Genomic DNA, 23,551 nt, shown 5'->3' with positions numbered 1-23,551 from the left:
GTCAGGCGGCCCTTGCGCGGATCGGCGTGAAGCGCGGCCATGTCGCGGCGGTAGAACTCGAGGTCGCCGTAGACGGGGTTGCTGCCGCCGTAATTGTGGACGTAGCCATAAGTCCACGCCTTGCCGTCGAAGGCGTCGGTCTTCTGCCAGATGCCGGGGTAGCGGTCGTTGCCGATGTCGAGGATCAGCATGCGGTCGTCGGGTACGCGGCTGAGGAAGGCGGCGATCGCCTCGGGCGTCCGGAACGCCTTGTCGGCGCCGAACAGCCAGCCCTGCATCACCCATGTGGCCTTGGGCGCGGCGGCGGTGATCGAGCCGTAAAGCCGCTCGCCATACGCAGCAAGGCGCGCATCGCGCACTGCGGGCGGCAATGCCGCCGCGCGGGTGGCGGCGGTGTTGGCGATGGAGTCCCCGTACTCGGCGGCAGCGGCGTCGCTGCCGTCCTCGGCGATCGGGGGGATCATCTCGTTGAAGGCATCGGCAAGGTAGTATTCACCCTCGCCATACGTGCGGTTGTAAAGCGTCACGAACCGCGCGGCCAACTGCGTGAACAGCGGGTCCGACGGGTCGAGCCAATAGGTCGGCGGGAAGCCCTCCCACGCGCGCATCTTGTAGATGCGGGCCTTGGGATGCGCCTTGGCGAATGCCTCGGGCACGTATCCGGCGAAAGCGGGCAGCACCGGCTTCATGCCCAGCGCACGCATGCGCGCGAGGATGCGCAGCTGGAGCTGGTGCTTCTTCTCGATCCAGCCCGACGACAGCGGCGCGCGGTAGCCTGCAAGGTTGCCCATGCGCTGCCACGGCAGGAACGGCGCGGCGGAGAGGCCCTCGGCGATCGCGGTCTCGCTCAGGCCGCTTTCGCGCCAGAGTTCGCGCCAGACGTATTCCTGGCCTTCCATCGCCAGCGGCGTATCGACGCCGTGCGCGGCCATCCAGTCGATCTCCTGCTCCCAGCGATCCCAGCCCCACCAGGGGGTGGTGTAGCCGTACGTGCAGGTGTTCAGGTAGGCGCGCAGCGCGAAGGGTGAGGCGACTTCGCCGGTGTCCATGTCCGGCAGGGCGTCCAGCGCGCCGAGGCGGCGGCCTTCCCAGCTGACGTGCAAGCGTCCCAGCTTTTCCAGCGTGGTGGCGACACCGCGCACCAGCGCGACGGGGGAGGTGCCTTCGGCCTCGATATGTCCGCCGCGGATGCGCACGCGGTAGTGCGCCGCCCCGGCATCCGGCTTCAGACTGAGGGAGAGCCTGTCGGCCGGAATGCCGAAGCGGGCCAGCGCGGCGGCGGCGGAATCGACGCCGGGCTGTTCACCGGCCGGAGGAGAGGGGGCCGGGGAAACGGTGAAAGCATTGTCTTTCGCAGCGACCGCGAAAGGCTGCGCGGCGGTGGCCAGCAGCAGGGCGGTGCCCGCCCATCGCAGGCTCCCCTTCTTGAACGGACGCGGGATGCGGATCGCGGTCATCGGGGGTAGTCCTTGCAACAGTCTTGAACAGGTTGGTGCGTGCCCGGCACAGACCCGGGCACGCACCTTGTCGTCATGGCGATGTCAGAGTTTCAGCGTCGCCGAAAGGTAGAAGCTGCGGCCGTAGAAGCTGCTCTCCTGCCAGATCGAGGAGTCGGTGTAGTACGCTTCCTCGCGGCTGTTGTTGAGGTTGATGACACCGGCCGAGAAGCTCAGCCATTCGTTGGGCGAATAGCCGCCGCTGATGTCGACCTGCGTGCGCGCCTTCACGACGTGGCCGGCATAGGCGAAGAAGCTGTCAGCGCTGTTTTGCTCGTAGCCGCTGCGGTGGTTGATCGCCGCGCGGATGTTGAAGTGCTCGTTCTCCCAGTAGGGCACGAGGTTCCAGGTCACCTTCGACAGGTTGCGGATGGTGTAGCCGGTGCCGATCGCGACCTTTTGCGGGTAGACGCGCGTGAAGTTCGCCATGATGCCGAAGCCGTCCACCGGCAGGAACCGGTCAAACGACTGCGTCCAGCTGACCTCGAAGCCCTTCACGCGGATCGTGCTGGGGTCGTTGAGCGTCTGGGTGATGTCGTAGATGTTGCCCGAGGTATCGACGCACTCACCGCCCGCGTTGCTCGACAGCGCCGTGCCGTCGAACGAGGTCGGGCAGACCAGCGACGAATACGTACCGTTCTTGATCCACTTGTAGAAGCCGTTGATCGAGAGCGCGTTGCCGTGGTCGTAGTACCACTCGACGCCCAGATCGAGCTGCTTGGCGGTCAGCGGCTTGAGGCCGGCCTGGCCGAGATCGACGGTGACCGTATTGGTGCCGACCGGATCGGTGTTCGCCGAAGTCGAGGTCGTCTGCGCCATCGAGGTGCGCGAGTCCATGAACGGACGCACCAGGACCTTGGCGGCGGCGAAGCGGACCTGCAGGTCGTTGGCCGGCTCGGCCACAAGACTCAGGCTGGGCAGGAAGTTGCCGTACTTCTGGGTGAGCGTGTACTCGCCGATCTTCTGCTGCACTTCCTCGTAGCCGTCGGTGCGTGGCTCGGTGACGTTGCCGAGCACCTTCTGCTTGGTGTGCTCGTAACGCAGGCCGACGTTGCCGCGCAGCGGCATGCCCGCGATGGTCGTGTCGATGTCCGCCATCGCGTAGACCGAGGGCATGTAGCGATCGACGTTGTAGCTCGCTTCCGGCGCGAAGATGTCGGGGACGACGATCCCGGCGGCGGCGAGCGCCTTTTCGTAGGCGTTGAGGTCCGGGCCGATCCACGAGGTCGGAATGCCCGAGGCGCCGTTGAGGAAGCCGGAGACCGGGTAGTAGGTCGTCGTCATGTCCGGGAAGACGCTGCTGGTCGCGCTCGGCGCATTGGCGAGCGCCACCATGTCGTGGCGCGAGACGTAGCGGCTGAAGGTTTCGTGGCGATACTTCACGCCCGCGCTCAGCTTCGAGATCGGCCCGAAGGTGACCTCGCGGCTGAGGTCGAACTGCGCCGACTTCTCCGACGAGTTCATGCGGCGGGTAGCACCGTTGGGGTACTCGTTACGCAGCAGCGAACTGCGCTGGTACAGGCCCGGATCGGTAAGGTCCGTGCCGACGGTGAAGTTGACGTTGCTCGGATCGGTGAAATCGATCGATGCGCTCGGGATGTTGATGCCGACGATCGCCGCGCGCTCGTCCTGATAGGTCGTGCCCTTGGTGTAGTTCAGCGTGGTGCTGGCGACCCAGCCGGTGCCGTCGTTCCACTTGGCGCCAAGGGTGTAGCCCTGGCTGGTGAGGTCGCGGTCCTCGTGCTGGCGGTTGTTCTCCATGGTGAAGTTCGTGGCGGTCACGTTGGTGGCGACGCCGTTGTTCACTTCGTTCACGGTGATGCGCGAGGTGTCGAACAGGAAGACCTGCTGGTTGAGGTCGTAGTCGGTCTTGTCACGCGCGTAGATCGCCGTCGCGTTCATCTCGAAGCGGTCGGACGGCTTCCACTGCAGGCCGCCGCTGGCCATCAGCCGCTCGGTGTCGCGGTCGATGCGGCGGTAGCGCGGACGGCGCGGGAGCTGCACGGTCGCGCCATCGACGGTGGTGGTGGCCCAGCGGTCCATCCACATGTAGTCGGCGCGGTCGCGCAGCTTCTGGTAGCCCAGGTTGGCGTAGACGCCGATGGTGCCGTCGGCGAACTGGTCGACGTAGCTGCCGCTGATCTTGGGCGTGATCTTGCCGCCCGCATATTCGGAGTTCTGGCCCTTCACCGACAGGATGATCTGGCGGTCCTTGTAGTCCAGCGGCTTGGGCGTGGAGATGTTGACCGTGCCCGAAAGACCACCGGTGTCCATCGCCGCCGTAGGCGACTTGATGACCTCGATCGCATTGGCGAGTTCGGTCTGGATGATATCGTAGCGGAAACCGTCGGTGAAGTCGGCGCTCTTGAAGGTCTGGCCGTTGATCGTGGTCATCGCATACTGCGGGCCAAGGCCGCGGATGCTGATCGTCGCGCCGCGACCGTTGATGTTGGACATCTGGACGCCGGAGATGCGCTGAATTGCCTCGGTGATGTTTTCGGCGGGGAACTTGCCGATGTCCTCGGCGGAGATGCCATCGGTCACGCGCACATCGTTGCGCTTGGCGTCGAGGGCGTTGGCAAGGCTGCTGCGGAAGCCGGTGACGACGATGTCGGCGGCATCGCCCTCTGCGGGCGCGGCGGCTTCCTGGGCCATGGCCGGGCCGGTCGGCACCAGCAGTGCCGGTGCGCAGCTGGAAAGGAGCAGGGCGGCCTTGGCGAGGCGCCGTGCAATCGGATCGATAACGCGTTCTGAACTTGTCATGACTACCCCCTGAGACGTGTTTCTGGGAACGGAAAAGCCCGGTGGACCCTCCGCACCTCCTGCGAACATTTTTTGATTTGTTACCCAATGATGTCACAAAGACGTTGAAGCAAGTCAAGTCCATTTGAAGACGAAAGTGAATATTTTGGTATTGCTTCCGTTTGCAATCATTGGCAGCCTCGGAATCGATCGCTCAGTTCGGCGATGTTCTCGCAATCCGTCTCTGCAAGTCACCGAAGTGGTGGAAATTCTGCTGTTTTCATGAAGCTTGAGGCAGGATGAAGCCGCCCGTCGCCCTGGATGTCGCCCATCGCAGGTCATACGATTCGTTGGTATTTAAATACCTTTAAAATACCATTGTGTTATGAATTTTGCGCCATATGATGCCAATGTCGTTGCGGCATTCGTTCGCGACATTTCCCGATTCGCATCGGCGCGCGCCAACTAGGAAACATCGAACGTGACAGCATACGCCAGCCCTGGTTCCGAAATGGAATCGCCCGAAAGCCAGGGCGGCGAGCCCCGCGTCACGCTCATGCATGCCGAAGCTGCCGAGGCAGCGGCTGCGGTATCGCGCTTTTTGTCGCGCAATCGCGCGGCGCTCGCGCTGCTGGGCGAGAGGCTGCGTGCCGATCCGCCCGCGCTGCTGGTGACCTGCGCACGCGGTTCCTCCGACCATGCCGCGACTTACGCCAAGTATCTTGTGGAGACGCTGCTCGGCGTGCCCACCACATCTGCGGCGTTTTCCACGGTATCGCTTTACGACGCGCAGGTCGCCTCTTCGGCGGGGCGGGCGCTCTGCCTTGCGATCTCGCAGTCGGGCCGCAGCCCCGACATGCTGGCGACCGTCGAGCGTCAGCAGGCGGCAGGCGCGCTCGTGGTGGCGCTGGTCAACGACGAGGAGTCGCCGCTGGCGGCGATGGCGGACGTCGTCCTGCCGCTTTGCGCCGGACCCGAGCGTTCGGTCGCGGCGACCAAGTCCTACATCACTTCCCTTGCGGGTATCGCCGCGATCGTGGCGGCCTGGAGCGGCGACGCGGGATTCGAGGCGGATCTTGCCGCACTTCCCGCCGCACTGGACGACGCTTTCGCACTGGACTGGTCCGCTTTGGGCGAAGGCCTGCGCGATGCCGCGAATCTCTTCGTGATCGGGCGCGGCTATGGCCTTGCCGTCGCGCAGGAGGCGGCGCTCAAGTTCAAGGAAACGTCCGGCCTCCACGCCGAGGCGTTCAGCTCGGCCGAAGTGCGGCACGGGCCTATGGCGGTTGTGCGCGAGGGTTTCCCGGTGATCGCCTTCGCCGGTCCCGACAGCGCCGGAGACGACGTTCGCACGCTCTGCGGTGAATTCGCGGCGCGCGGTGCCCGCGTCTGGCTGGCCTCCGAACGGGATGAGGGGCAGGAAGGCGTTCATCACCTCCCGGCCCTGCCGCTACGCGCGGAGCTTGCGCCGCTCGCGACGATCGCGTCTTTCTATCGCATGGCCAATGCCTTGTCCCTCGCGCGCGGGAACGATCCCGACCGCCCGCCCTATCTCGCCAAGGTGACGCGCACGCGATGATGATTCTCCATGTCTTCAATGGTCACATTCCGGTGCCCGACGCGGTACTTTCCGAAGCGCGCATCACTATCGAAGGCGATCGCATCGTCGCGATCGACGCCTTCGGTCAGGGGCAGGCCGACGAGAGCATCGATCTCGAACAGGGCTGGCTGCTGCCCGGCTTCATCGACGCCCAGGTCAACGGCGGCGGCGGGGTACTCTTCAACGACACGCCTACGCCCGAGGGCATCGCCGCGATCGGCGCGGCCCATGTGCGCTACGGCACGACCGCTTTCCTGCCCACGCTGATCAGCGCGGAGCCCTCCGTCATCGCGCGCGGCCTTGACGCAGTGGACGAGGCGATCGTGGCTGGCGTCCCCGGTGTCGTGGGCATTCACGTCGAAGGCCCGTTCATCAATCCGCGCCGCAAGGGCATCCATGCCGAAGAGCGACTGATCCCGCTGGGCGAGGAGACGATGGCATTGCTCACGGCCCCCCGCAAAGGCCGGGTGATGGTCACGCTCGCGCCAGAACTGGCCGATCCCACCGATCTGGCGAAGCTGGCGGCGGCGGGGGTTATCCTCAGCGCCGGGCATTCGGACGCGACCGCCGAACAGGCCGCGAGCGGCTTCGCGCACGGTATCACCGGCGTCACCCACCTGTTCAACGCGATGGCGCCGCTGCACCACCGCGCGCCGGGCCTGATCGGCGCGGCGTTCGATGACGATGCGGTCTGGTGCGGGGTGATCGCCGATGGCGTGCATGTCCTGCCTTCGGTCCTGCGCCTCACGCTCAAGGCGAAGTCGCCGGAACGCGTCATGCTGGTCACCGACGCCATGCCCGGTGTCGGCAACGAAGGCGCGCCGTTCCACCTCGATGGGCACGAGATTTTCGTGCGCGACGGCATCTGCACCGATGCGGCCGGGACGCTCGCCGGGTCGGGTCTCGACATGGCGGGCGCCGTCCGCAACATCGTCGCGATGACCGGAATCGCCGTGCCGGTCGCGGCGCGTATGGCTGCTGCCACGCCTGCCGCATTTCTTGGGCTAGGCGGTGACTACGGCTCGCTGGAGCCGGGCTACCGTGCCGACTTCGCGCTGCTCGACAGTGCACTCAGGCCGACGCAGACCTGGATCGGCGGCCGCCGCTTCGCCTGATTTCCTTTTCGATCGTCTAATTTCCCGGGAACCGAGATGCCGTCCATTTCCCTCAGTGCACCGCTTTCCGGTTGGCTCTGCCCGCTGGAAGAGGTTCCCGACCCGGTCTTCGCAGGAGGCATGCTGGGAGAGGGCGTGGCGATCGACCCGCTGGGCGAAGTGCTCCACGCACCGGCCGCCGGGGAAGTGATCGGCTTCCATGAGGCGGGACACGCTGTCACGCTACGCCTGCCCGAAGGCGTGGAACTGCTTCTGCATTTCGGGCTCGATACCGTGCGCCTCGGCGGTGCCGGTTTTACGCCGCTGGTCCGGATCGGCGAGCATGTCGGCCAGGGACAGCCGCTATTGCGCGTGGCGCTCGACGAGGTCGTCGGCAAGGCGCGCAGTCTTGTCACCCCGCTGCTGGTCACCGAACCGGCCGGGTATGTGATCGAGTGGATTGCGCCGTTCGGTACGGTCGAGGCAGGCGATCCGATGGCCCTGCTCGTTCGTGACGGGGCGGTGACCGCGGATCGGTCCATCGGACCCGCCGCGGCCCTGGAAGAACAGCTTTGCCGCGAAGTGCGGGTGCCGCTCGCGCATGGCCTCCATGCGCGCCCTTGCGCGAGGTTGGCAGAGGTCGTGCGCGGATACGGCGCCGAGGTTCGCGTTGCTGCCGGAGGGCGCGAGGCCTCCCTCGCCAGCCCGACGGCGATGCTGCGCCTGGCAGTGCGCCATGGGGACACGGTGACCTTGCTGGCGACCGGCGAGGATGCGGCGGTTGTGCTCGGCGAACTTGCGCGGATGATCGAGAGCGGCATGGGCGAGGGCGCGCCGTTTCCCGTCGAAGGGCCGGTCAAAGCATCCGTCGGAGAACCGGTCGCGCCGGTTTCCGTCGCCGATATTCCTGTGCCCTTGCCGGGAGCGGCCCTGCGCGGCGTCGCGGCATCGCCGGGCATCGCGGTCGGCCCGGTCTGGCGGCCGGTCCAGGCCGAGCCGGCGATCGACGAAATCGGCGGCGGTCCCGAAATGGAGACCGCGCGGCTGCGCAATGCCCTTGTCGCGGTCCGGATCGCGCTTGGAAGGCCGGGCGCCGCGCAGGGCGAGGAAGAAGCGATACTCGGTGCCCATCTGGCGCTGCTCGACGATCCGGAACTGACCGGAGCGGCACAGGCGTTGATCGCAGGCGGCGTGAGCGCGGGCATGGCCTGGCGGCGCGTGCTCCATGCCGAAGCGGGGGCACTGCGCGCCACCGGGGATACCCGTTTCGCCGAACGCGCGGCGGATTTCATCGACCTCGACTTGCGGGTGCAGTGGCAACTCCTGGGCACCGAGCCTCCTGCGATGGTGGCACCTGCCGGTGCCATTCTGGTCGCGGACGATCTGTTGCCCTCGCAAGTGGCGGCGCTTGAGCCCGGCGGTGTCGTGGGGCTCGCGACCGCGCGCGGGGGACCGACTTCGCACGTCGCGATCATCGCCGCGAGCCGGGGGCTGCCCGCACTGGTGGCGCTCGGCGGCGGGGTGCTGGGCATTGCGGACGGAACCACCGTCGTGCTCGATGTGGAGGCCGGCACGCTCGAGATCGACCCTGTCGCAGAGCGGGTGACCGAGGCCCGCGCGGCGGCGGCCTCGCGCGAGGCTCGCCGGGCCGCGGCATTGGCTGCGGCCGGGCGTCAGGGCGCCACGGCCGACGGCACCCGGATCGAGGTCTTCGCGAACCTTGGCAGCCTGGGCGACGTCGCGCCCGCGCTGGCGCAGGGGGCGGAGGGCTGCGGGCTGCTGAGGACGGAGTTCCTGTTCCTCGACCGCGCGGATGCGCCTGACGAGGATGAGCAGGCGGCGTGCTACGGCGGGATCGCGAGGGCGCTGGAAGGGCGGCCGCTGATCGTGCGCTTGCTCGACATCGGCGGCGACAAGCCTGCGCCGTACCTGCCCATCGCTGCGGAGGAAAATCCGGCGCTGGGGCTGCGCGGCATCCGTATCGGGCTGGCGCGGCCGGAAGTGCTTTCGACGCAGTTGCGGGCCATCCTGCGCGCGGCCTCATCGGGCGATATCCGCATCATGGTGCCGATGATCGCCCGCGTGGAGGAATTGCGCGCGGTCCGCCAGGTCCTGATCGCGGAGGCCGAGAGGCTCGGCGTCGCTGTCCCGCAACTGGGTGTGATGGTGGAGACACCCGCCGCCGCAGTCATGGCCGATCTGCTCGCAGCGGAGTGTGATTTCCTGTCGATCGGAACGAACGACCTTACGCAATATACGCTAGCCATGGATCGCGGAAACCCGGCGGTTGCGGATGGGCTCGACGGGCTGGACCCGGCGGTGCTGCGCCTTGTCGCTCAGACTTGCGCCGGCGGGAGCCGCGTCGGCAAGTGGGTCGGGGTGTGCGGCGGCCTGGCCTCCGACCCGCTGGCGGTGCCGCTGCTGGTCGGCCTCGGCGTCGGGGAACTGTCCGCCGCGCCGGGGCAGGTGGCCGAAATCAAGGCAACGCTGGCTGCAGTGACGGATGCGGGATGCGCAGCGCTGGCACGCGCGGCTCTGGAGGCGGCGAGCGCGGCCGAGGTTCGCGCGCTGGCGCTTGAAATGCTCAGGGAGGTGGGACTGTGAGGGGCTGGACGAGATCGCTGGGCCAGAGGCTGCAGGGCCTCGGCCGCGCACTGATGCTGCCGATCGCGGTGCTGCCGGTAGCGGCGCTGCTGCTGCGCCTGGGCCAGCCGGACCTGCTGGGGCTGGAGTTCGTGAGCGCGGCGGGCAATGCCATGTTCGCCAACCTTGGCCTGCTGTTCGCGATCGGCGTCGCGACCGGCTTCGCGCGGGACGGCAATGGCGCCGCGCCGCTGGCGGGAGCCGTGTGCTTCCTTGTCGCCAGCGAGGGTGCGCGGGCGCTGCTGGCGATCCCGCCGGAGGTTACCGCCGGCGTGGCTGCGAACCTGCAGGCGGCCGTCACGGCGGCCTGGAGCCAGTCGCAGATCGCGCGCCTCTCGGTGCCGATCGGGATCGTCTCGGGCATCGTCGGGGGGAGCGCGTACAACCGGTTCCATAATTTCCGCGCGCCTGAATATCTGGCGTTCTTCGGCGGGCGGCGCTTCGTGCCGATCGTCAGCGGGACCGTGGGTGTCGTCATCGCCGGGATCGTAGGCGCGGCGTTCCCCACCGTGAACAGCGGCATCGACGGGATAAGCCGTCTTGCGCTGGCCAGCGGCGAGTGGGGCCTCTTCGTTTACGGCCTGCTCAACCGCCTGCTGCTGGTCACGGGCCTGCACCACATCATCAACAATGTCGCGTGGTTCGTGCTGGGCGATTATCACGGCACGACCGGCGACCTGCGGCGCTTCTTCGCGGGCGACCCGGACGCGGGCGCATTCATGACGGGCTTCTTCCCGGTCATGATGTTCGGCCTGCCCGCGGCCTGCCTCGCGATGTACCGCTCGGCCCTGCCGGAGCGGCGCAAGGCGACCGGAGGCATGCTGCTGAGCCTGGCTGCGACCTCGTTCCTGACCGGGGTGACCGAGCCGATCGAGTTCAGCTTCATGTTCCTCGCGCCCGTGCTCTTCGTGGTCCATGCGGTGCTGACGGGCGTGTCGATGGCGTTGATGTCGGCGCTGGACGTCCATCTCGGCTTCGGGTTTTCCGCCGGGCTGTTCGATTACGTGCTCAACTTCGGCAAGGCGCAGAAGCCTCTGCTGCTGTTGCCGGTCGGCCTGGCTTACTTCGCGGTCTATTACGGAGTGTTTCGCTGGGTAATCCTGCGTTTCGACCTCAAGACCCCGGGCCGAGAAGCAGTCGCAGGCATGGCCGAGCGGCGCGAGCGTCCCGCCGGGGAGCGGGGGCTGGCTTTCCTCGACGCGCTTGGCGGCATGGAAAACCTGCGCGAGATCGGCGCATGCACCACGCGCCTGCGCCTTGTCGTCGCGGAGCAGGGCTTGATCGATGAGGCGGAACTGCGGGCGCTGGGCGCCAAGGGCATCATCCGGCCTTCGGCGCATGGCCTGCAGGTTGTGCTCGGCCCGATCGCGGACGCGGTGGCGGACGAGATCCGCGCTGCGGCGCACGGCGGGGCAAGGGCTCCTGCCGCCGCCGCGCCTTCGCCGAAAGTCGAGGCGGATGGGACCGAGGCGTTCGATCCTGCCCGACTGCCTGCGGATGTGCGCAAGGCAATCGGCCCCGACGCGGCGATATGGGCCACGCACGGGCGTCTTCTCGTAGATGCCTCCGCGAAACCGGACCTTGAAGCGCTGGCAGGCCATGGGCTGCGGTGCGGCGCGTTGGTGGGCACGCGCTGGCATCTCCTGTTCGAGCCCGCCGCAGTGGAGCGCTGGCGCTCGCCGAGCTGAGGCGAGGACGGCAGGGCAAGTATTTTCAATACCAATGCGATACTAATGATATTGGTGTTGTCCCGATCCCTTTCCCGGCGTATCGCCGGGACATAGAGGAGAACTATGGCAGCCGTGGACAAGATCGGCCCGCTTCGCGACAGCGAGACCGGCCCCCGCTACATGCGTCTCCAGCGGCTGATCCGTGACGCTATCGAAAAGCACCGGATCGCGGTGGGGGCGGCCCTGCCGACCGAGCGCGAACTGGTGGAGGAATACGGCGTCTCGCGCGTCACCGTCCGCAAGGCGGTCGATGGCCTGGTCGACGAAGGCATGCTCGAGCGGCGGCAGGGTGCGGGCACCTTCGTCGCCGCGCCGCGCGCATCCGATCAGGGCCAGCGCGTGGAAAAGAGCTTCTCGATCATGACCTCCTTCTCCGAGGACATGGCCGCGCGCGGACGCAAGCCGACCAACGTGTGGATCGACCGCTCCGAAGGCGTGGTGACGCCGGACGAGGCGATGCTGCTCGGCCTCTCGCCGGGCTCGCGAATCCTGCGCTTCAACCGCATCCGCTGCGCCGACGGCGAGACGATGGCGATCGAACATGCCGTCGTCCCGGGCTGGGCGCTGCCCTCGCCCGAGGTGGTCGGGGATTCGCTCTATGCCGCCCTCGATGCGGAGGGTCACCGGCCGGTGCGCGCGCTGCAGCGGCTGCGCTCGGTGGGTTTCAGCCCGGAACATGCCGCAATGCTCGGTATCTCGGCCGGCGATCCGTGCCTTGCCATCGAGCGCCGCGCGTTCCTGCCCGATGGCCGTCTGGTCGAGGCGACCAACTGTTACTACCGGGGCGATGCTTATGACCTCGTCGTCGAACAGGGCGATTACTGACCCGAACCTGTAATAATATCGCTTCCCACTTCGCATCGAAGCGCCTAAGGCGCGCTCCATCCCCGGGGGGCCGCTCATGCGCGGCTGAGAGGTGGTCAGCAGACCACGACCCGCTGAACCTGATCCGGTTGACACCGGCGTAGGGAGGGCTGGCGGCAGGTCCGTTATCCCTCCGAGTGGAGTGGACGCGAGACTATGACGGGCAATTTTTCGTATCTTTGTGGCGCGGCGCTGGCATTCCCGGCCCTATTTACGGCGGCGTTCGCGGCGGCTCCGGCGCTGGCTGACGAGGCCGATGCCTCGCCGATCCAGGTCATCGGTCATGCCGATCCCGAGGGCCTGCTGCCCGACCAGACCGAACCCAAGGCGGTCAGCGCGATCTCGTCCGAGTTCATCGTCAAGCAGGCACCGACGTTCAACGCCTTCCAGCTGGTGAACCTGCTGCCCGGCGCCAATGTATCGATGAGCGACCCTTACGGGCTCTCGGCCAGTTCCAGCCTGACACTGCGCGGGCTGGGGCAGGACCAGATCGGCGTGCTGATGGAAGGGGCGCCGCAGAACGACATCGGCTATTACAACGCCTATCCCTCGCAGTTCGCCGATGCCGAGAACGTGCGTCAGGTCAGGCTCGTGCAGGGCGGAGCGGACATCGACGCGCCGGTCGTCGCGGCGGCGGGAGGTCTGCTGTCGCTGACGCTGGACGATCCCAAGGAGCGGATGGGCGGGCTGGTCAACTTGTCGGTCGGTTCGTTCGACGAACGGCGCGTTTTCGCGCGCTTAGATACCGGCGAGATCGGCAATACCGGGCTCAAGGCCTTCGTGTCGTACTCCAACAACCGCGCCGACAACTGGCGGGGGCCGGGCTTCGACAAGCGCCAGCACATCGACGCCAAGCTGCTCGCTGAATGGGGCGAGGGCAACCGCGCCAGTCTGGCCCTGTCGTTCAACGAGGCCGAGACTTCGGGCTATCCGGCGCCGACGCTGGCCGACTGGCGCGCTTACGGTCGCGGTTTCAATTACAGCACGAAGTATACCGAGGGCGATACCGGGTACTGGCGCCTTTACCGCGCGCCGTTCCGTAACCTCTACGCCTCCGCGCCGGTGCATCTGAACTTCGGCAGCGGCCTGACGCTCGACAGCACCACGTATCTCCAGTTCGGCTACGGCAATGCGCCTTACGGGACGCAGTTGACCACGACCGGCAATTACCTCGGCACCGAGGAGCTGACGCAGCCGGTGGAACTGCCGGGCGCCGTGGACGGCCTCGCCACGGTGATGGGGAACTGGACCGGCAAGCAGATGCGGACCGGCAACGTCAGCAAGCTGACGCTGGAGGCCGGCGCGCACACGATCACGGCGGGGCTCTGGTTCGACTACGGCACGGACCGCGTGCAGCAGACCTACACCTCGATCGGTGCGGACGGGCAACCCTTCGACAAGTGGGGTTATCCGCGCAAGGCTATCCGCACTGCGGACGGCCGCCTGCTCGCTTACGAGAACGCGCGTACGGTCACGGTGACCAAGGGCTTCTTCGTCGCCGACAGCGTGACCGTCACGCCGCGCCTGACCGTCGATGTGGGCTTCAAGGGCGTGGATTTGCTGCGCAATGGCCGCAACCATCTGCCGGGGCCGCAGGACAAGGTGCATACCGACAGCTTCGCGGCGCTTCCGCGCGCGTCGGTGCACTACAAGCTGGACGAGCGGCAGCAGTTGTTCGCCAACGTGACCACGAACTTCCGCACGCCTAACGAGTTCGCGCTCTACAACAGCTACTATGGCGGCGAGGTGGTGCAGCAGGGGACTTCGAACCTCAAGAACGAGTACTCGGTCTCCGAGGAACTGGGTTATCGCTATATCGGGCCGAGCCTGTCATTTTCGCTGACCGCGTTCCATTACCACTTCCGCAACCGGCAGGTGGCGACGGTGATCAATAGCGGCGGGGCGCTGGTCAATTCTACGGTCAATGGCGGCAGTCAGACCAGCTACGGCCTCGATGCCGAGATCGACTATCGCCCGGCCAAGGGCGTGAGCATCTACGCCTCGGGCGAATATCTGCACACGCGGCAGGACGACGATCTGGCTATCGGCGGCGACTATCTGCCGACGAAGGGCAAGCGCGCGGTTTCGAGCCCCGAGTTCCAGTTTGCCGTGGGCAGCACCTATGACGACGGGCGCCTGTTCGGCAGCACCGCGCTCAAGTACGTTGGGCGGCAATATTCGTCGTTCATGAACGACGAGAGCATCAAGGGCTATGCGACGCTCGACCTAGCGATCGGTGTGCATCTGGCCGGGCTGATCGATGCGCAGCGCATGGACTTGCGGGTCAACGCGATCAACGTGACCAATCCGCGCGTGCTTTCGGGCGTGTACTCGGTCAGCAGCAACGCGCAGGACACCGTTGGGCGTAACGGGACGGTGATCTCCGGTTCTGCGCCCGCTTATTACATCGGCGGCGGCCGGGCGGTGGTGGCGACGCTGTCGCGCGCGTTCTGACATGAGCGGCGCGGTGTCTCGGGCGGACCATCTCGTGCACGGGATGGGCACGGAGCTTGAGGCGCCCGTCTGGCCCGCGATAACCGAGCCCGAGGCGGAAGGCGTTCTCGCGCACTTCCCGCAAGTCGGGCGAGTGGAAGCGCTGCGCTGGCATTCGCCCCGTCCATTCTCGGCCGCGACGCTGGTAGAGGCGGGCGGGGAAACTTTGTTCCTCAAGCGCCACCACCGCGCGGTGCGCTCCCGCGCCGCGCTGGGCGAGGAGCACGCCTTCATGGCACATCTGCGGGCGAAAGGGCTGAGCGTGCCCGATGTCATGGTGACGTCGGACGGCGGCGGAGCGGTGGCGCAGGGGGAATGGACATACGAACTCCATCGCCGGGCGCCGGGCATCGATCTCTACCGCGAGCGGCAGTCGTGGACGCCCTTCCTCTCGCATGATCATGCTTTCGAGGCTGGCGTCGCGCTGGCCCGGCTGCATGCGGCTTCGCGGGATTTCGCAGCCGAGGCGCGAGATGATCGTCCGCTGGTCGCCAGCTTCACCATCGTGCCTTCGTCCGACCCGCTCGCGTCGGCCGAGGCTTATTTGGCAGCACGGCCGGCTCTCGACGCCTACCTCGATGGCAAGTCATGGCGCCGTGAACTGGCTCGACTGTTCGATGCGCTGGGCGAGGGAATTGTGGACCGGATCAAGGGTCGGCCTACCCTATGGACGCACAACGACTGGCACCCTTCCAACCTCTTATGGTCCGTTAGGGGCACTGTGAGTGCCGTTATAGATTTCGGTTTGGCGACCCGTACTTGCGCTATCCACGACCTCGCCACGGCGATCGAGCGAACGGCCATTCCCTGGCTGGAAATCGGCGGAAATGCGGGCGATCCGCAGGCGGCTCGGGCATTGATCGCGGGCTACCGGACGGTCCTCCCGCTGACCGGTGCGGATGTTCATACGATCGCCCGCCTGTTGCCGCTGGTGCATGTCGAATTCGCCCTGTCGGAAGTCGATTATTTCGCAGGAATCCTCGCCGATCGCGGTCAGGCCGATCTTGCGTGGCAGGACTATCTCATCGGCCACGCCGAGTGGTTCCTGTCCCCCCCGGGACGCGATTTCCTGAGCCGGTTGGAGGACGCAGCCTGATGTCGATACTGGAGATTGTCGCCGTCGTCGTCAGCTTCCTCGGCATCTGGTTCACCGCCCGCCGCTGGATGCTGTGCTGGCCGGTCAACCTGCTGGCCTGCGCCTTGTATTTCAAGGTTTTCCTCGACGTGCGCCTCTATTCCGACATGGTGCTGCAAGCGTTGTTCGGCGCCGCTATCCTCTATGGCTGGGCCGCATGGACACGGGGCAAGGCGGATAGCGGAGACATCGTCGTCAAGCCGCTGTCACCCTTGGGCGCTGCGGCGGGTCTCGGCGCCGGGGCGGTCGGTGCCGCTGCCATAGGCTGGCTCGCCAGTCGCTACACGGACGCCGCCTTGCCGTGGATGGACGCGGGGCTGAGCAGCTTCAGCCTCGTCGCCCAGTACTGGACGGCGCGGCGGCAGTCGGCCAGCTGGCTGCTGTGGATCGCGGTGGACGTGCTCTACGTCGGCATGTTCGCGTTCAAGGACTTGTGGCTGACGGCGGGGCTCTACGCCGCGATGGTCGCTCTTGCCGTGCTCGGCTACCGGCGCTGGCGGGCAGCGGCGGCACGGCAAGGGCGAGCCGCAGCCTGATAGGCACGCCGTCACCGCCTTGGGCTCGAGATAGGTGCGAAACCTTCTAGCCTAACTTGCGGCCCCAGCTAGGTCGTCCGCGTTCGAACAGGCGCCGCTCTGTCGGGAGCGCTCACGGCCGAAATCACGGTGGCGCATACGAGGTCACCGATGACGTTGAGGGTCGTGCGGCACATATCGAGGAAGCGATCGACGCCGATGATGAGGCCGATGCCTTCGGGCGGCACCCCGACGCTGCCCAGGATCAGGGCGACCACGGGAAGCGATCCTGCAGGAACGCCCGCAGTTCCGATCCCGGCCAGGATGCAGATGACCATCACGTAAAGCTGCTGCCCCAGGCTCAGGTCCACGCCAAAGAACTGTGCGAGGAACAGCACGGTCACGCCCTCGAACATGGCGGTGCCGTTCTGGTTGGCGGTAGCCCCGATCGTCAGCACGAAGCGCGCCACCTTGTTGGGAAGGCGGAGTTCCTCGTCTGCGACGCGCAGCGAGGTGGGCAGAGTGGCGTTGGAACTCGCGGTCGAGAACGCCAACAGGCTGACTTCGCGGGTCGAGCGGAAGAAGGCGATCGGATTCCTGCGCGCAATGAAGGCGAGGAGCAGGGGGTAGACGCCAAACATCTGCAGGCCCAGCGCCAGCAGCACGACCCCCGCGAAGGCCGCGAGCTTGCCCAGCAGGTCCCATCCGAACTGCGCCGAGAGATTGAACATGAAGCAGAAGATCGCGATCGGCGCGAGTTGGATGACGATGCCGATCAGTTTCATCGCAACCTCGAAGACGCCTTCGATGGTATTCTTGAGCGTCTCGGTGCGCGGGCTCTGCACCAGCAGGAGGCCGATGCCGAAGAACAGCGCGAAGAACATGACGGCGAGGATGTCGTTCTCGCTCATCGCGGTGATCACGTTGGAGGGCACCAGCGCCAGCACGGCATCGACGCCGGTGGTCGATTTCGCGGAAGTCTGCAGGATGCTCCCCGCCGAATCCGCGCCCCTGGCAAGCAGTTCCTGCGCTGCCTGCCGGTCCACTCCCTCGCCTGGCCTGAGGATGTTCACGAGGGCGAGGCTGATGGCGACCGCGATCCCCGAGACGATCAGCGTATAGACCAGCGTGGCCACGCCGACCTTTCGCAGCGCGCGGATCTCGCCCATCTCGGCAATGCCGATGACCAGCGCCGAGAACAGCAGCGGCAGCACCAGCATGAACAGCAGGCGCAGGAAAATCTGCCCGATCGGCATCGTCACATATTCGACGAGGGGTGCGATCCAAGCGGCATCGGGCGCAAGCGTGTAGGTCAGCAGCCCCGAGCCGAGCCCGAGCACGAAGCCTGCGAGGATGCGAAGCTGCAGCCGGTTGTGACGCGTGCGACCGGGCGCGCTGTCGGAGGTTTCGCTGGCCTGATCCATGCCTTCGGTCTGTCTCCTGACGTCGCCTGCCTTTTGAGAGACAAAGTCCGAACGCGGCAAACGTTGCCTCAGGCCGGGAACATCACCGGCGGGGTTTCAGGCGTCCAGGGCGGTACGCGAACCATTGCAGCCTCGAACAATGGGGACGCGAGATGGCGAGCGAGCCAGTCCCGCACGTTGAGCGGGGCATTTTCGGCGAACCAGTCCGCATCGACCGCTGCGAACTGTCGGACGAAAGGCATGACCGCTGCGTCGGCCAGTCCGCGCGATGCGCCAGAGAGGTTTGCGGTACGGTCGAGCCGAACATCCAGTTCGCGCAGGAAATCGAGGCCCCCGGCGCGGTGCCGCAAGGGGTCTCCGCCGTGACGCTCGGGGTACTTGTAGCGGTCGAGGTCGTGCTTGAACGGTCCGTCGTTGACGGCGATGAGCGCGGGATCGTCGCGCTCAAGCCAGCCTTCGGGATCGTTTGCGCCCAGCACCCGGCGCATGATGTCGATGCTCTGGTCGATGACTTCGCCCTCCGGCACGACCATCACCGGAACCGTGCCTTTCGGCGATATGGCGAGCATCGCCTCTGGCTTGGCGGAGAGCTTGACTTCCCGCAGTTCGCAGCGCGTCTCGCTCACGATCACCGCGAGCCTCGCCCGCATGGCATAAGGGCAGCGGCGGAAGCTGTAGAGGATCGGAGCGGGCACTGCGTCAGTCGCCGGACATGAGGCGATAGGCGGCGGTCATCAGTCGATCGACGTCTTCCGGGCTCAGCACATATTGCGGCTCGTATTCGAGACCGACGCGCCGCGATCGGCGCCACTCGTCGGCGTAGAGGCCCTTGTCCGGCCCAAACACCGAATGGACATGGCGGGCGAGTTCGGGGCGGCAGTCGGCGGAGCGCGCGAGCCCGAAGATGGCGACATCCACGACATGGGCGCCGACCATGATCCACAAATGGCCGTTCCATGCGGGCTCACCCCCGACTTCTCCGAAGATTTGCGGGCCATCAAAAGGCCGGCGGTCGCCCTGAACCGGCATGCCGTCGATGCTCAGCGTACCGGCTACCAGGACGACGGGTGCGTCAAGACGGCGTTCGAGTTGCACCGCAAGTGCCGTGCTCAGCAGCATTCCCGAACCGGCTTGCCTCGGGAAGACCTTGAGCAGGTCGGCGGCCGTTGCCGCGATGCGCGCCTGGTCGGCCTCGGTCCATGCGTAAGCCTTGAATGCCTTGGCGGTGGCCCAGCCATGGGTGGCGGCGACGCGCTGGCCAAGTTGGGCGAGGTCTTTCACGGGAGGCATGGCATTCTCGGCAGGAGAGGACGGGGCTTGGCCCATAGGCCAGTCAAGCCGCCCGGCTCAAGCCCGTCCGGCGTAGATCATCCGTCCCTTGCCGAGAAACCGGAAGACATCGTCGAGCTTGTTCTCACCCACCGCGAAACAGCCCTGGCTGCGCCCGAGCTTGCCGTGCGCGCGGATCATGTCGTCATTCGCATACCACGCGCTATGGACCACGACCGCGCGGTCCAGCGCATTGTTGTTGGTCGCATCGAGCCCGATCAGGCGCTGTGACCGGCCATGCTTGCCGACATAGTAGTCATCGGTGAGGAAGGCGCCTTCGCTGGATGCATTGGAACCGAAGGCATTGGAGAACCGCTCGAGGAAGCCCGTATGATGAGGGTCCGAACCCGAACCGTGGGCGACCAGCAGCTTCGACGCCTTGCCGTCGATCACGTCGAGGAAATGCAGGCGCATCTCGGAGGACGGCGCGGAAAAATCGACGATGGCGATCCGGTCGTGGGCCTTGATCAGCTTCGAATGCCGATCGAGCGAGGCGAGCGCCTTGCGCAGCAGTTTGGGATCGACGGTGGAGAATGCCGAACGCGGAGCGGCGGGACGCGCTTCGACCAGCTTCGGCGGTGCCGGAATACGCACGGGCGCTGGCGGCGCCAACGGCCCGAGCGATCTCGAGGTGGACTGCGCCAGCGCGCCGATTCCAACGGCCGCGCTTCCGGCCATGAGCATACGCCTGCTCAATCGGGAGGATTCTTCCGTCATGAGCCCGATATGGGGTTTCTCGAGGAAACTTCAAATCGGACCATATCCGTTACGGATATGCCTTGGGCCATTTTCGCAAGGGCTTTTCAGATCGAGCGGCGCGGATCGCTGCCGTCCCAGGCTGCCGCCGCGTCCTTGATCATGGCAAACAACTCGACCATCGGCGGCAGCGGTGCGATTACCTCGATCAGAGGGCTGAGGCCGTTGCGCGCGGTATCGAGATAGGCGAAGCGCGACAGCGGCAGGCGGCCTTCCAGCAGCACGGGCACGCCGTCCGCCCGTGCCTGTGCCAGCGTGGCCTCGTAGTCATCGATCCAGGTGCCGTAGTGATGCACGCCGCTTTTGCCGCTTTCCAGGAAATCGCGGTAGGTGGACGGCGCCGCGCCGGGCTGGATCAGTTCGATCATCGTGTCGCCGCTGTAGCTGATCGAGACGCCGCCGAAGATCGGTTCGTCCAGCGATGCAGGGCTGTCGGCGACGGAAAGTTCCTCGAAGGGAAGGGGGATCGGGAAGTCGTAGAACGGTCCGACTCCCATCGATTTCGTCCAGTGCTCGACCGCTTCGTCGATGTCGGGGACGACGTAGGCGATCTGGAAAATCCTGCCATAGATGCGGCTCATCTCCGTCACTCTCCCGCTATGCCGCGTTCCCGCGTCCGGTCGGCACGGGTGATCGCGATCCTTCTTGAAAAACATTCATGACTGTTTTCTACTGAATGTCCACCCCGAGGGTGAGTCGGACATGAGAGACGGCCGCCCGGTGGATCCCAGAGGAGAGGGATGACCATGATGAAGCTCGATTTCGACGACTGGAACATCCATGTCGGCACGCCGCATCCGTTCAACGCGCGGGTGTCGCCCGCGATCGACAACGGCACCGGGCGACCCGACCCGCGCCGCTACCACGACCGCGCCTTCATGCGCGAGGAGTGGGAGAAGGTCTTCGCCAGGAGCTGGCTGCTGGCCGGGCCTGCATCCGACATTCCGGAGTCGGGGGACTTCTTCACTTTCGATGTCGGTCCCGAGAGTTTTATCGTCGTGCGCGGCGACGACGGCGCGATCCATGCGCACTACAACGTCTGCCCTCACCGTGGCAGCCGCCTCGTGACCTCGGACTTCGGCTCGCTCGACCGCTTCACCTGCCCGTTCCATTCGTGGAAGTTCGACCTCGAGGGCCGCAACGTCGCGGTGACCGATCCGGAGACGTTCCGGCCCGAAGTCCTGTGCCATGACCGCAATCTCACTTCGGTACGCTGCGAGGTGGCGGTGGGGCTGGTGTTCATCTGCATGGACCCGCAGGTCGAGCCGCTGAAGCAATGGCTGGCGCCGATCCTGCCGCATCTGGAACTCTACGACATCGATCGGATGTACGTGGTGCAGCACCGCCGCTCCGACTGGGGCGCGAACTGGAAGGGCGGGGTGGATGCCTTCGCCGAGATCTACCACCTCCATGCCGTCCACCCGCAGACGCAGTGCCTGATGGACGACCGCACCCAGATCGACCTCTGGCCGGGCGGCCTCTCACGCCAGTTCGTGCCCTTCGCGCAGCCCGCCGCGCGCTATGGGGATCAGGAGACGGTGAACCCCGGCATCCAGTCGATGCTGCGCGACGCCGGGATCGATCCCGAGACGTACGACGGCACCGCCGCCGAGACCCGCCGCGCGGTGCAGCAGGCCAAGCGCCGCCGTTCGGCAGACCTCGGGCTCGGCTATGAGCGGTTCAGCGACAGCCAGCTCAGCGATTCCGTGGTCTATGGTCTGTTCCCCAATGCCCAGATCGGCTGCCATCCGGAGGCGATCTTCCTCCATCGCTTCCTGCCGCATGCCAGCGATCCGAACCAGTTCACGTACGACACCTGTATCCTCTATCGCCACGTCGACGCGCCCGGTTACAGCGCTCCGGCGTGGATGGGGCTGGGCGAGGACACCGACCTTTCCGGCGCCACCCGGCCCGAGATCGTCCACACGGGCCTCGGCGAGCCGCCGGGGCTTGGCGAAGTGCTGGACCAGGACTCTGATCTCCTGCCCATCGTGCAGGCGGGCGCCCGCTCGCGTGGTTTCCGGGGGCCGCTGTGGAGCGAGCAGGAAGGCCGCCTGCGCCACTTCCACGCCGAACTCGACCGCCGGATGGAGGCAGGCGCATGAACTACGATCCGCGCAGCTGGACCGTCCACAAGGGCTCCGATCATCCGTTCGACCAGCCCGCCCCGGCGATCGACAACGGCACCGAGCGGCCTGATCCCGCGCGCTACACCTCGCCCGAATTCTTCGCCCGCGAATGGGATGAGGTCTTCGCCCGCACCTGGCTGCTCGCCGCGCCGTCCAGCGATATTCCCGAGCCCGGCGACTGGGTGAAGTTCGATACCGGACCAGAGAGTTTCATCGTCGTGCGGCAGGCGGACGGCTCGGTCGCGGCGCACTACAACGTGTGCCCGCACCGGGGCAGCCGCCTCGTCACCGGAGAGATGGGCAGCCAGGACAGTTTCACCTGTCCGTTTCACTCGTGGCGTTATGGGATCGACGGGCACAACCAGAAGGTGACCGACGCCGAGACCTTCCGTCCCGAAGTGCTCTGCCATGGCACCGACCTGACCTCGGTTCGCGCGGAGGAAGCGGCGGGCCTCGTGTTCATCAACATGGACGAGGGCGCGCGGCCGCTGGCCGAGTTCCTCGCACCGATCCTGCCGATGCTGGAGACTTACGGCATGGACCGGATGCACGTCGTCCAGCATCGCCGGTCGGACTGGGCGGCGAACTGGAAGGGCGGGATCGACGCTTTCTACGAGAGCTATCACCTCCACGCGATCCATCCGCAAACGATGGGGGTGATTGACGACCGTACGCACATCGACCTCTTCCCGCACGGCCTTTCTCGCCAGTTCGTGCCGATGGCCCAGCCCAACTCGCACTTCCCGGATCAGGAGAGGATCAATCCCGGCATCGCCATGCTGCTGGCCGACGCGGGCGTCGATCCCGGCAGCTTTACCGGCACCGCCATGGAAAGCCGCGCCGCGGTGGCCCATGCCAAGCGCGAAAGGGCGGCGCGGATCGGGCTGGACTACTCGCACTTCTCCGATGCGCAACTGACCGATGCGACGATCTTCGGGATATTTCCCAATACCCAGATCGGCTGCCACCCCGAGGCGGTGTTCCTCCATCGCTTCAAGCCGCACGCCGGCGATCCGGAGCAGTTCACCTACGAGACCACCATCCTCTACCGCCACGTCGATGCGCCCGGCTATGGCGCGCCGGGCTGGATGGGGCTGGGCGCGGACGTCGACGTGACGGGCGCGACGCGGCCCGAGGTGGTCCATACCGGGCTCGGCGAACCGCCGGGTATGGGCGAGGTTCTGGATCAGGACTCCGACCTGCTGCCGATCGTTCAGGCGGGCGCGCGTTCGCGGGGATTCCGTGGCCCGCTCTGGGGCGAGCAGGAAGCCCGGCTGAGGCATTTCCACGTCGAACTGGACCGTTGGCTGAAAGGTTAGATAGCACAAATGTTCCGGTTATGATCCTCTGACGGATTGACACCCGGCGCCGCGGCGGCAAGGAGGCGCGGATGGAACAGCCTCTCTATCGCCGCACGATGCCGTCGCCGGTGGGCGAACTCACGCTGGTGGGCGGCGACGCCGGGCTGGTCGCGGTGTTGTGGGAGAATGATCGGCCGGACCGGGTTCCCCTTGGTCCGCTGATCGACGAAGAACATCCGGTTCTAGCGGCCACGCAGACACAGCTGCGCGAATACTTCGCGGACGGGCGACGCGTGTTTG

At 66.4% G+C, this 23,551-nt stretch carries 17 protein-coding genes, 1 pseudogene and 1 riboswitch; of the genes and pseudogenes, 11 read left to right on the top strand and 7 right to left on the bottom strand.

Translation table 11 applies throughout. From position 1 onward, the window contains the following. Positions 1–1,457, bottom strand: a 1,457-nt coding sequence (locus LH128_RS16265) for an alpha-N-acetylglucosaminidase TIM-barrel domain-containing protein (RefSeq protein ID WP_008830755.1), incomplete at its 3' end; no start/stop codon positions are given. Between the two features lie 84 nt (positions 1,458–1,541). Next, entirely contained in the window at positions 1,542–4,259 is a 2,718-nt protein-coding gene (locus LH128_RS16260) for a TonB-dependent receptor (RefSeq protein WP_008830754.1), read from the bottom strand. A gap of 490 nt (positions 4,260–4,749) precedes the next feature. Here LH128_RS16260 and LH128_RS16255 point away from each other — a divergent pair, with 490 nt between their 5' ends. The 8 genes from LH128_RS16255 (at position 4,750) to pnuC (ending at position 16,333) form a co-directional block, all read left to right on the top strand. Beyond that, the gene (locus LH128_RS16255; protein WP_008830753.1) at positions 4,750–5,817 is read left to right on the top strand and encodes an SIS domain-containing protein; all 1,068 of its coding nucleotides are present in this window, start codon (positions 4,750–4,752) and stop codon (positions 5,815–5,817) included. Next, positions 5,814–6,953 carry an N-acetylglucosamine-6-phosphate deacetylase gene (gene nagA / locus LH128_RS16250; protein ID WP_008830752.1) on the top strand — a complete coding sequence of 380 codons (1,140 nt, stop codon included), beginning with the start codon at positions 5,814–5,816 and terminating at the stop codon, positions 6,951–6,953. The genes LH128_RS16255 and nagA overlap by 4 nt, the downstream gene beginning before the upstream one ends. A 36-nt stretch (positions 6,954–6,989) precedes the next feature. Next, positions 6,990–9,536, top strand: coding sequence for a phosphoenolpyruvate--protein phosphotransferase (ptsP, locus tag LH128_RS16245; protein ID WP_036526591.1), 2,547 nt, complete (start codon positions 6,990–6,992; stop codon positions 9,534–9,536). Further along, a complete protein-coding gene (nagE, locus tag LH128_RS16240) occupies positions 9,533–11,263 on the top strand; it encodes an N-acetylglucosamine-specific PTS transporter subunit IIBC (protein WP_008830750.1) in 1,731 nt (576 codons plus the stop codon). The genes ptsP and nagE overlap by 4 nt, the downstream gene beginning before the upstream one ends. A gap of 105 nt (positions 11,264–11,368) precedes the next feature. Then, positions 11,369–12,130, top strand: a complete 762-nt coding sequence (locus LH128_RS16235; protein WP_008830749.1) for a GntR family transcriptional regulator — start codon at positions 11,369–11,371, stop codon at positions 12,128–12,130. A gap of 53 nt (positions 12,131–12,183) precedes the next feature. Beyond that, positions 12,184–12,293: riboswitch (TPP riboswitch) on the top strand. A 32-nt stretch (positions 12,294–12,325) separates the two neighbouring features. Then, complete coding sequence (locus LH128_RS16230; RefSeq protein ID WP_008830748.1) at positions 12,326–14,623, top strand: TonB-dependent receptor; 2,298 nt, start codon at positions 12,326–12,328, stop codon at positions 14,621–14,623. A 43-nt stretch (positions 14,624–14,666) separates the two neighbouring features. Then, positions 14,667–15,758 carry a phosphotransferase enzyme family protein gene (locus LH128_RS16225; RefSeq protein ID WP_008830747.1) on the top strand — a complete coding sequence of 364 codons (1,092 nt, stop codon included), beginning with the start codon at positions 14,667–14,669 and terminating at the stop codon, positions 15,756–15,758. After that, complete coding sequence (pnuC, locus tag LH128_RS16220; RefSeq protein WP_008830746.1) at positions 15,758–16,333, top strand: nicotinamide riboside transporter PnuC; 576 nt, start codon at positions 15,758–15,760, stop codon at positions 16,331–16,333. Before LH128_RS16225 ends, pnuC begins: the two co-directional genes overlap by 1 nt. A gap of 68 nt (positions 16,334–16,401) precedes the next feature. Here the strand turns inward: pnuC and LH128_RS16215 are convergent, their stop codons facing one another. The 5 genes from LH128_RS16215 to LH128_RS16195 all read right to left on the bottom strand — a co-directional run bounded on the left by LH128_RS16215 (position 16,402) and on the right by LH128_RS16195 (position 20,402). Continuing rightward, positions 16,402–17,736 (bottom strand): dicarboxylate/amino acid:cation symporter, encoded by a 1,335-nt coding sequence (locus LH128_RS16215; RefSeq protein WP_008830745.1) that lies wholly within the window; start codon positions 17,734–17,736, stop codon positions 16,402–16,404. 68 nt (positions 17,737–17,804) lie between these two features. After that, positions 17,805–18,431 (bottom strand): glutathione S-transferase, encoded by a 627-nt coding sequence (locus LH128_RS16210; protein ID WP_008830744.1) that lies wholly within the window; start codon positions 18,429–18,431, stop codon positions 17,805–17,807. 4 nt (positions 18,432–18,435) lie between these two features. Then, positions 18,436–19,026 (bottom strand): hypothetical protein, encoded by a 591-nt coding sequence (locus LH128_RS16205; protein WP_008830743.1) that lies wholly within the window; start codon positions 19,024–19,026, stop codon positions 18,436–18,438. Between the two features lie 57 nt (positions 19,027–19,083). Beyond that, the gene (locus LH128_RS16200; RefSeq protein ID WP_008830742.1) at positions 19,084–19,749 is read right to left on the bottom strand and encodes a murein L,D-transpeptidase catalytic domain family protein; all 666 of its coding nucleotides are present in this window, start codon (positions 19,747–19,749) and stop codon (positions 19,084–19,086) included. A gap of 119 nt (positions 19,750–19,868) precedes the next feature. Beyond that, positions 19,869–20,402 (bottom strand): VOC family protein, encoded by a 534-nt coding sequence (locus LH128_RS16195; RefSeq protein ID WP_008830741.1) that lies wholly within the window; start codon positions 20,400–20,402, stop codon positions 19,869–19,871. Between the two features lie 168 nt (positions 20,403–20,570). On the opposite strand from LH128_RS16195, the gene LH128_RS16190 reads away from it, so the two are divergent. The 3 genes and pseudogenes from LH128_RS16190 to LH128_RS16180 form a co-directional block, all read left to right on the top strand. After that, on the top strand, positions 20,571–21,926 hold the full coding sequence (locus LH128_RS16190; protein WP_037519806.1) for an aromatic ring-hydroxylating oxygenase subunit alpha: 1,356 nt from the start codon (positions 20,571–20,573) through the stop codon (positions 21,924–21,926). Further along, positions 21,923–23,269, top strand: a complete 1,347-nt coding sequence (locus LH128_RS16185; RefSeq protein ID WP_008830739.1) for an aromatic ring-hydroxylating oxygenase subunit alpha — start codon at positions 21,923–21,925, stop codon at positions 23,267–23,269. Before LH128_RS16190 ends, LH128_RS16185 begins: the two co-directional genes overlap by 4 nt. A 71-nt stretch (positions 23,270–23,340) precedes the next feature. Further along, positions 23,341–23,551: pseudogene (locus LH128_RS16180) on the top strand (methylated-DNA--[protein]-cysteine S-methyltransferase); the annotation flags it as partial.

Origin of the sequence: Sphingomonas sp. LH128, from assembly GCF_000293195.2 — a bacterium.
GTDB lineage: Bacteria > Pseudomonadota > Alphaproteobacteria > Sphingomonadales > Sphingomonadaceae > Novosphingobium > Novosphingobium resinovorum_A.
The sequence above is the reverse complement of the archived record's forward strand: the minus strand, read 5'-3'. Positions and strand labels throughout refer to the sequence as shown.

What these genes read in the sequence shown, in the direction of transcription:
- LH128_RS16190 (WP_037519806.1), top strand. Translation starts at nt 20,571, where the DNA reads ATGAAGCTCGATTTCGACGACTGGAACATCCATGTCGGCACGCCGCAT.
- LH128_RS16195 (WP_008830741.1), bottom strand. Translation starts at nt 20,402, where the DNA reads ATGAGCCGCATCTATGGCAGGATTTTCCAGATCGCCTACGTCGTCCCC.
- LH128_RS16185 (WP_008830739.1), top strand. Translation starts at nt 21,923, where the DNA reads ATGAACTACGATCCGCGCAGCTGGACCGTCCACAAGGGCTCCGATCAT.
- nagA (WP_008830752.1), top strand. Translation starts at nt 5,814, where the DNA reads ATGATGATTCTCCATGTCTTCAATGGTCACATTCCGGTGCCCGACGCG.
- LH128_RS16225 (WP_008830747.1), top strand. Translation starts at nt 14,667, where the DNA reads ATGGGCACGGAGCTTGAGGCGCCCGTCTGGCCCGCGATAACCGAGCCC.
- LH128_RS16235 (WP_008830749.1), top strand. Translation starts at nt 11,369, where the DNA reads ATGGCAGCCGTGGACAAGATCGGCCCGCTTCGCGACAGCGAGACCGGC.
- LH128_RS16260 (WP_008830754.1), bottom strand. Translation starts at nt 4,259, where the DNA reads ATGACAAGTTCAGAACGCGTTATCGATCCGATTGCACGGCGCCTCGCC.
- ptsP (WP_036526591.1), top strand. Translation starts at nt 6,990, where the DNA reads ATGCCGTCCATTTCCCTCAGTGCACCGCTTTCCGGTTGGCTCTGCCCG.
- pnuC (WP_008830746.1), top strand. Translation starts at nt 15,758, where the DNA reads ATGTCGATACTGGAGATTGTCGCCGTCGTCGTCAGCTTCCTCGGCATC.
- LH128_RS16200 (WP_008830742.1), bottom strand. Translation starts at nt 19,749, where the DNA reads ATGCTCATGGCCGGAAGCGCGGCCGTTGGAATCGGCGCGCTGGCGCAG.
- LH128_RS16230 (WP_008830748.1), top strand. Translation starts at nt 12,326, where the DNA reads ATGACGGGCAATTTTTCGTATCTTTGTGGCGCGGCGCTGGCATTCCCG.
- LH128_RS16255 (WP_008830753.1), top strand. Translation starts at nt 4,750, where the DNA reads ATGGAATCGCCCGAAAGCCAGGGCGGCGAGCCCCGCGTCACGCTCATG.
- LH128_RS16215 (WP_008830745.1), bottom strand. Translation starts at nt 17,736, where the DNA reads ATGGATCAGGCCAGCGAAACCTCCGACAGCGCGCCCGGTCGCACGCGT.
- LH128_RS16205 (WP_008830743.1), bottom strand. Translation starts at nt 19,026, where the DNA reads ATGCCTCCCGTGAAAGACCTCGCCCAACTTGGCCAGCGCGTCGCCGCC.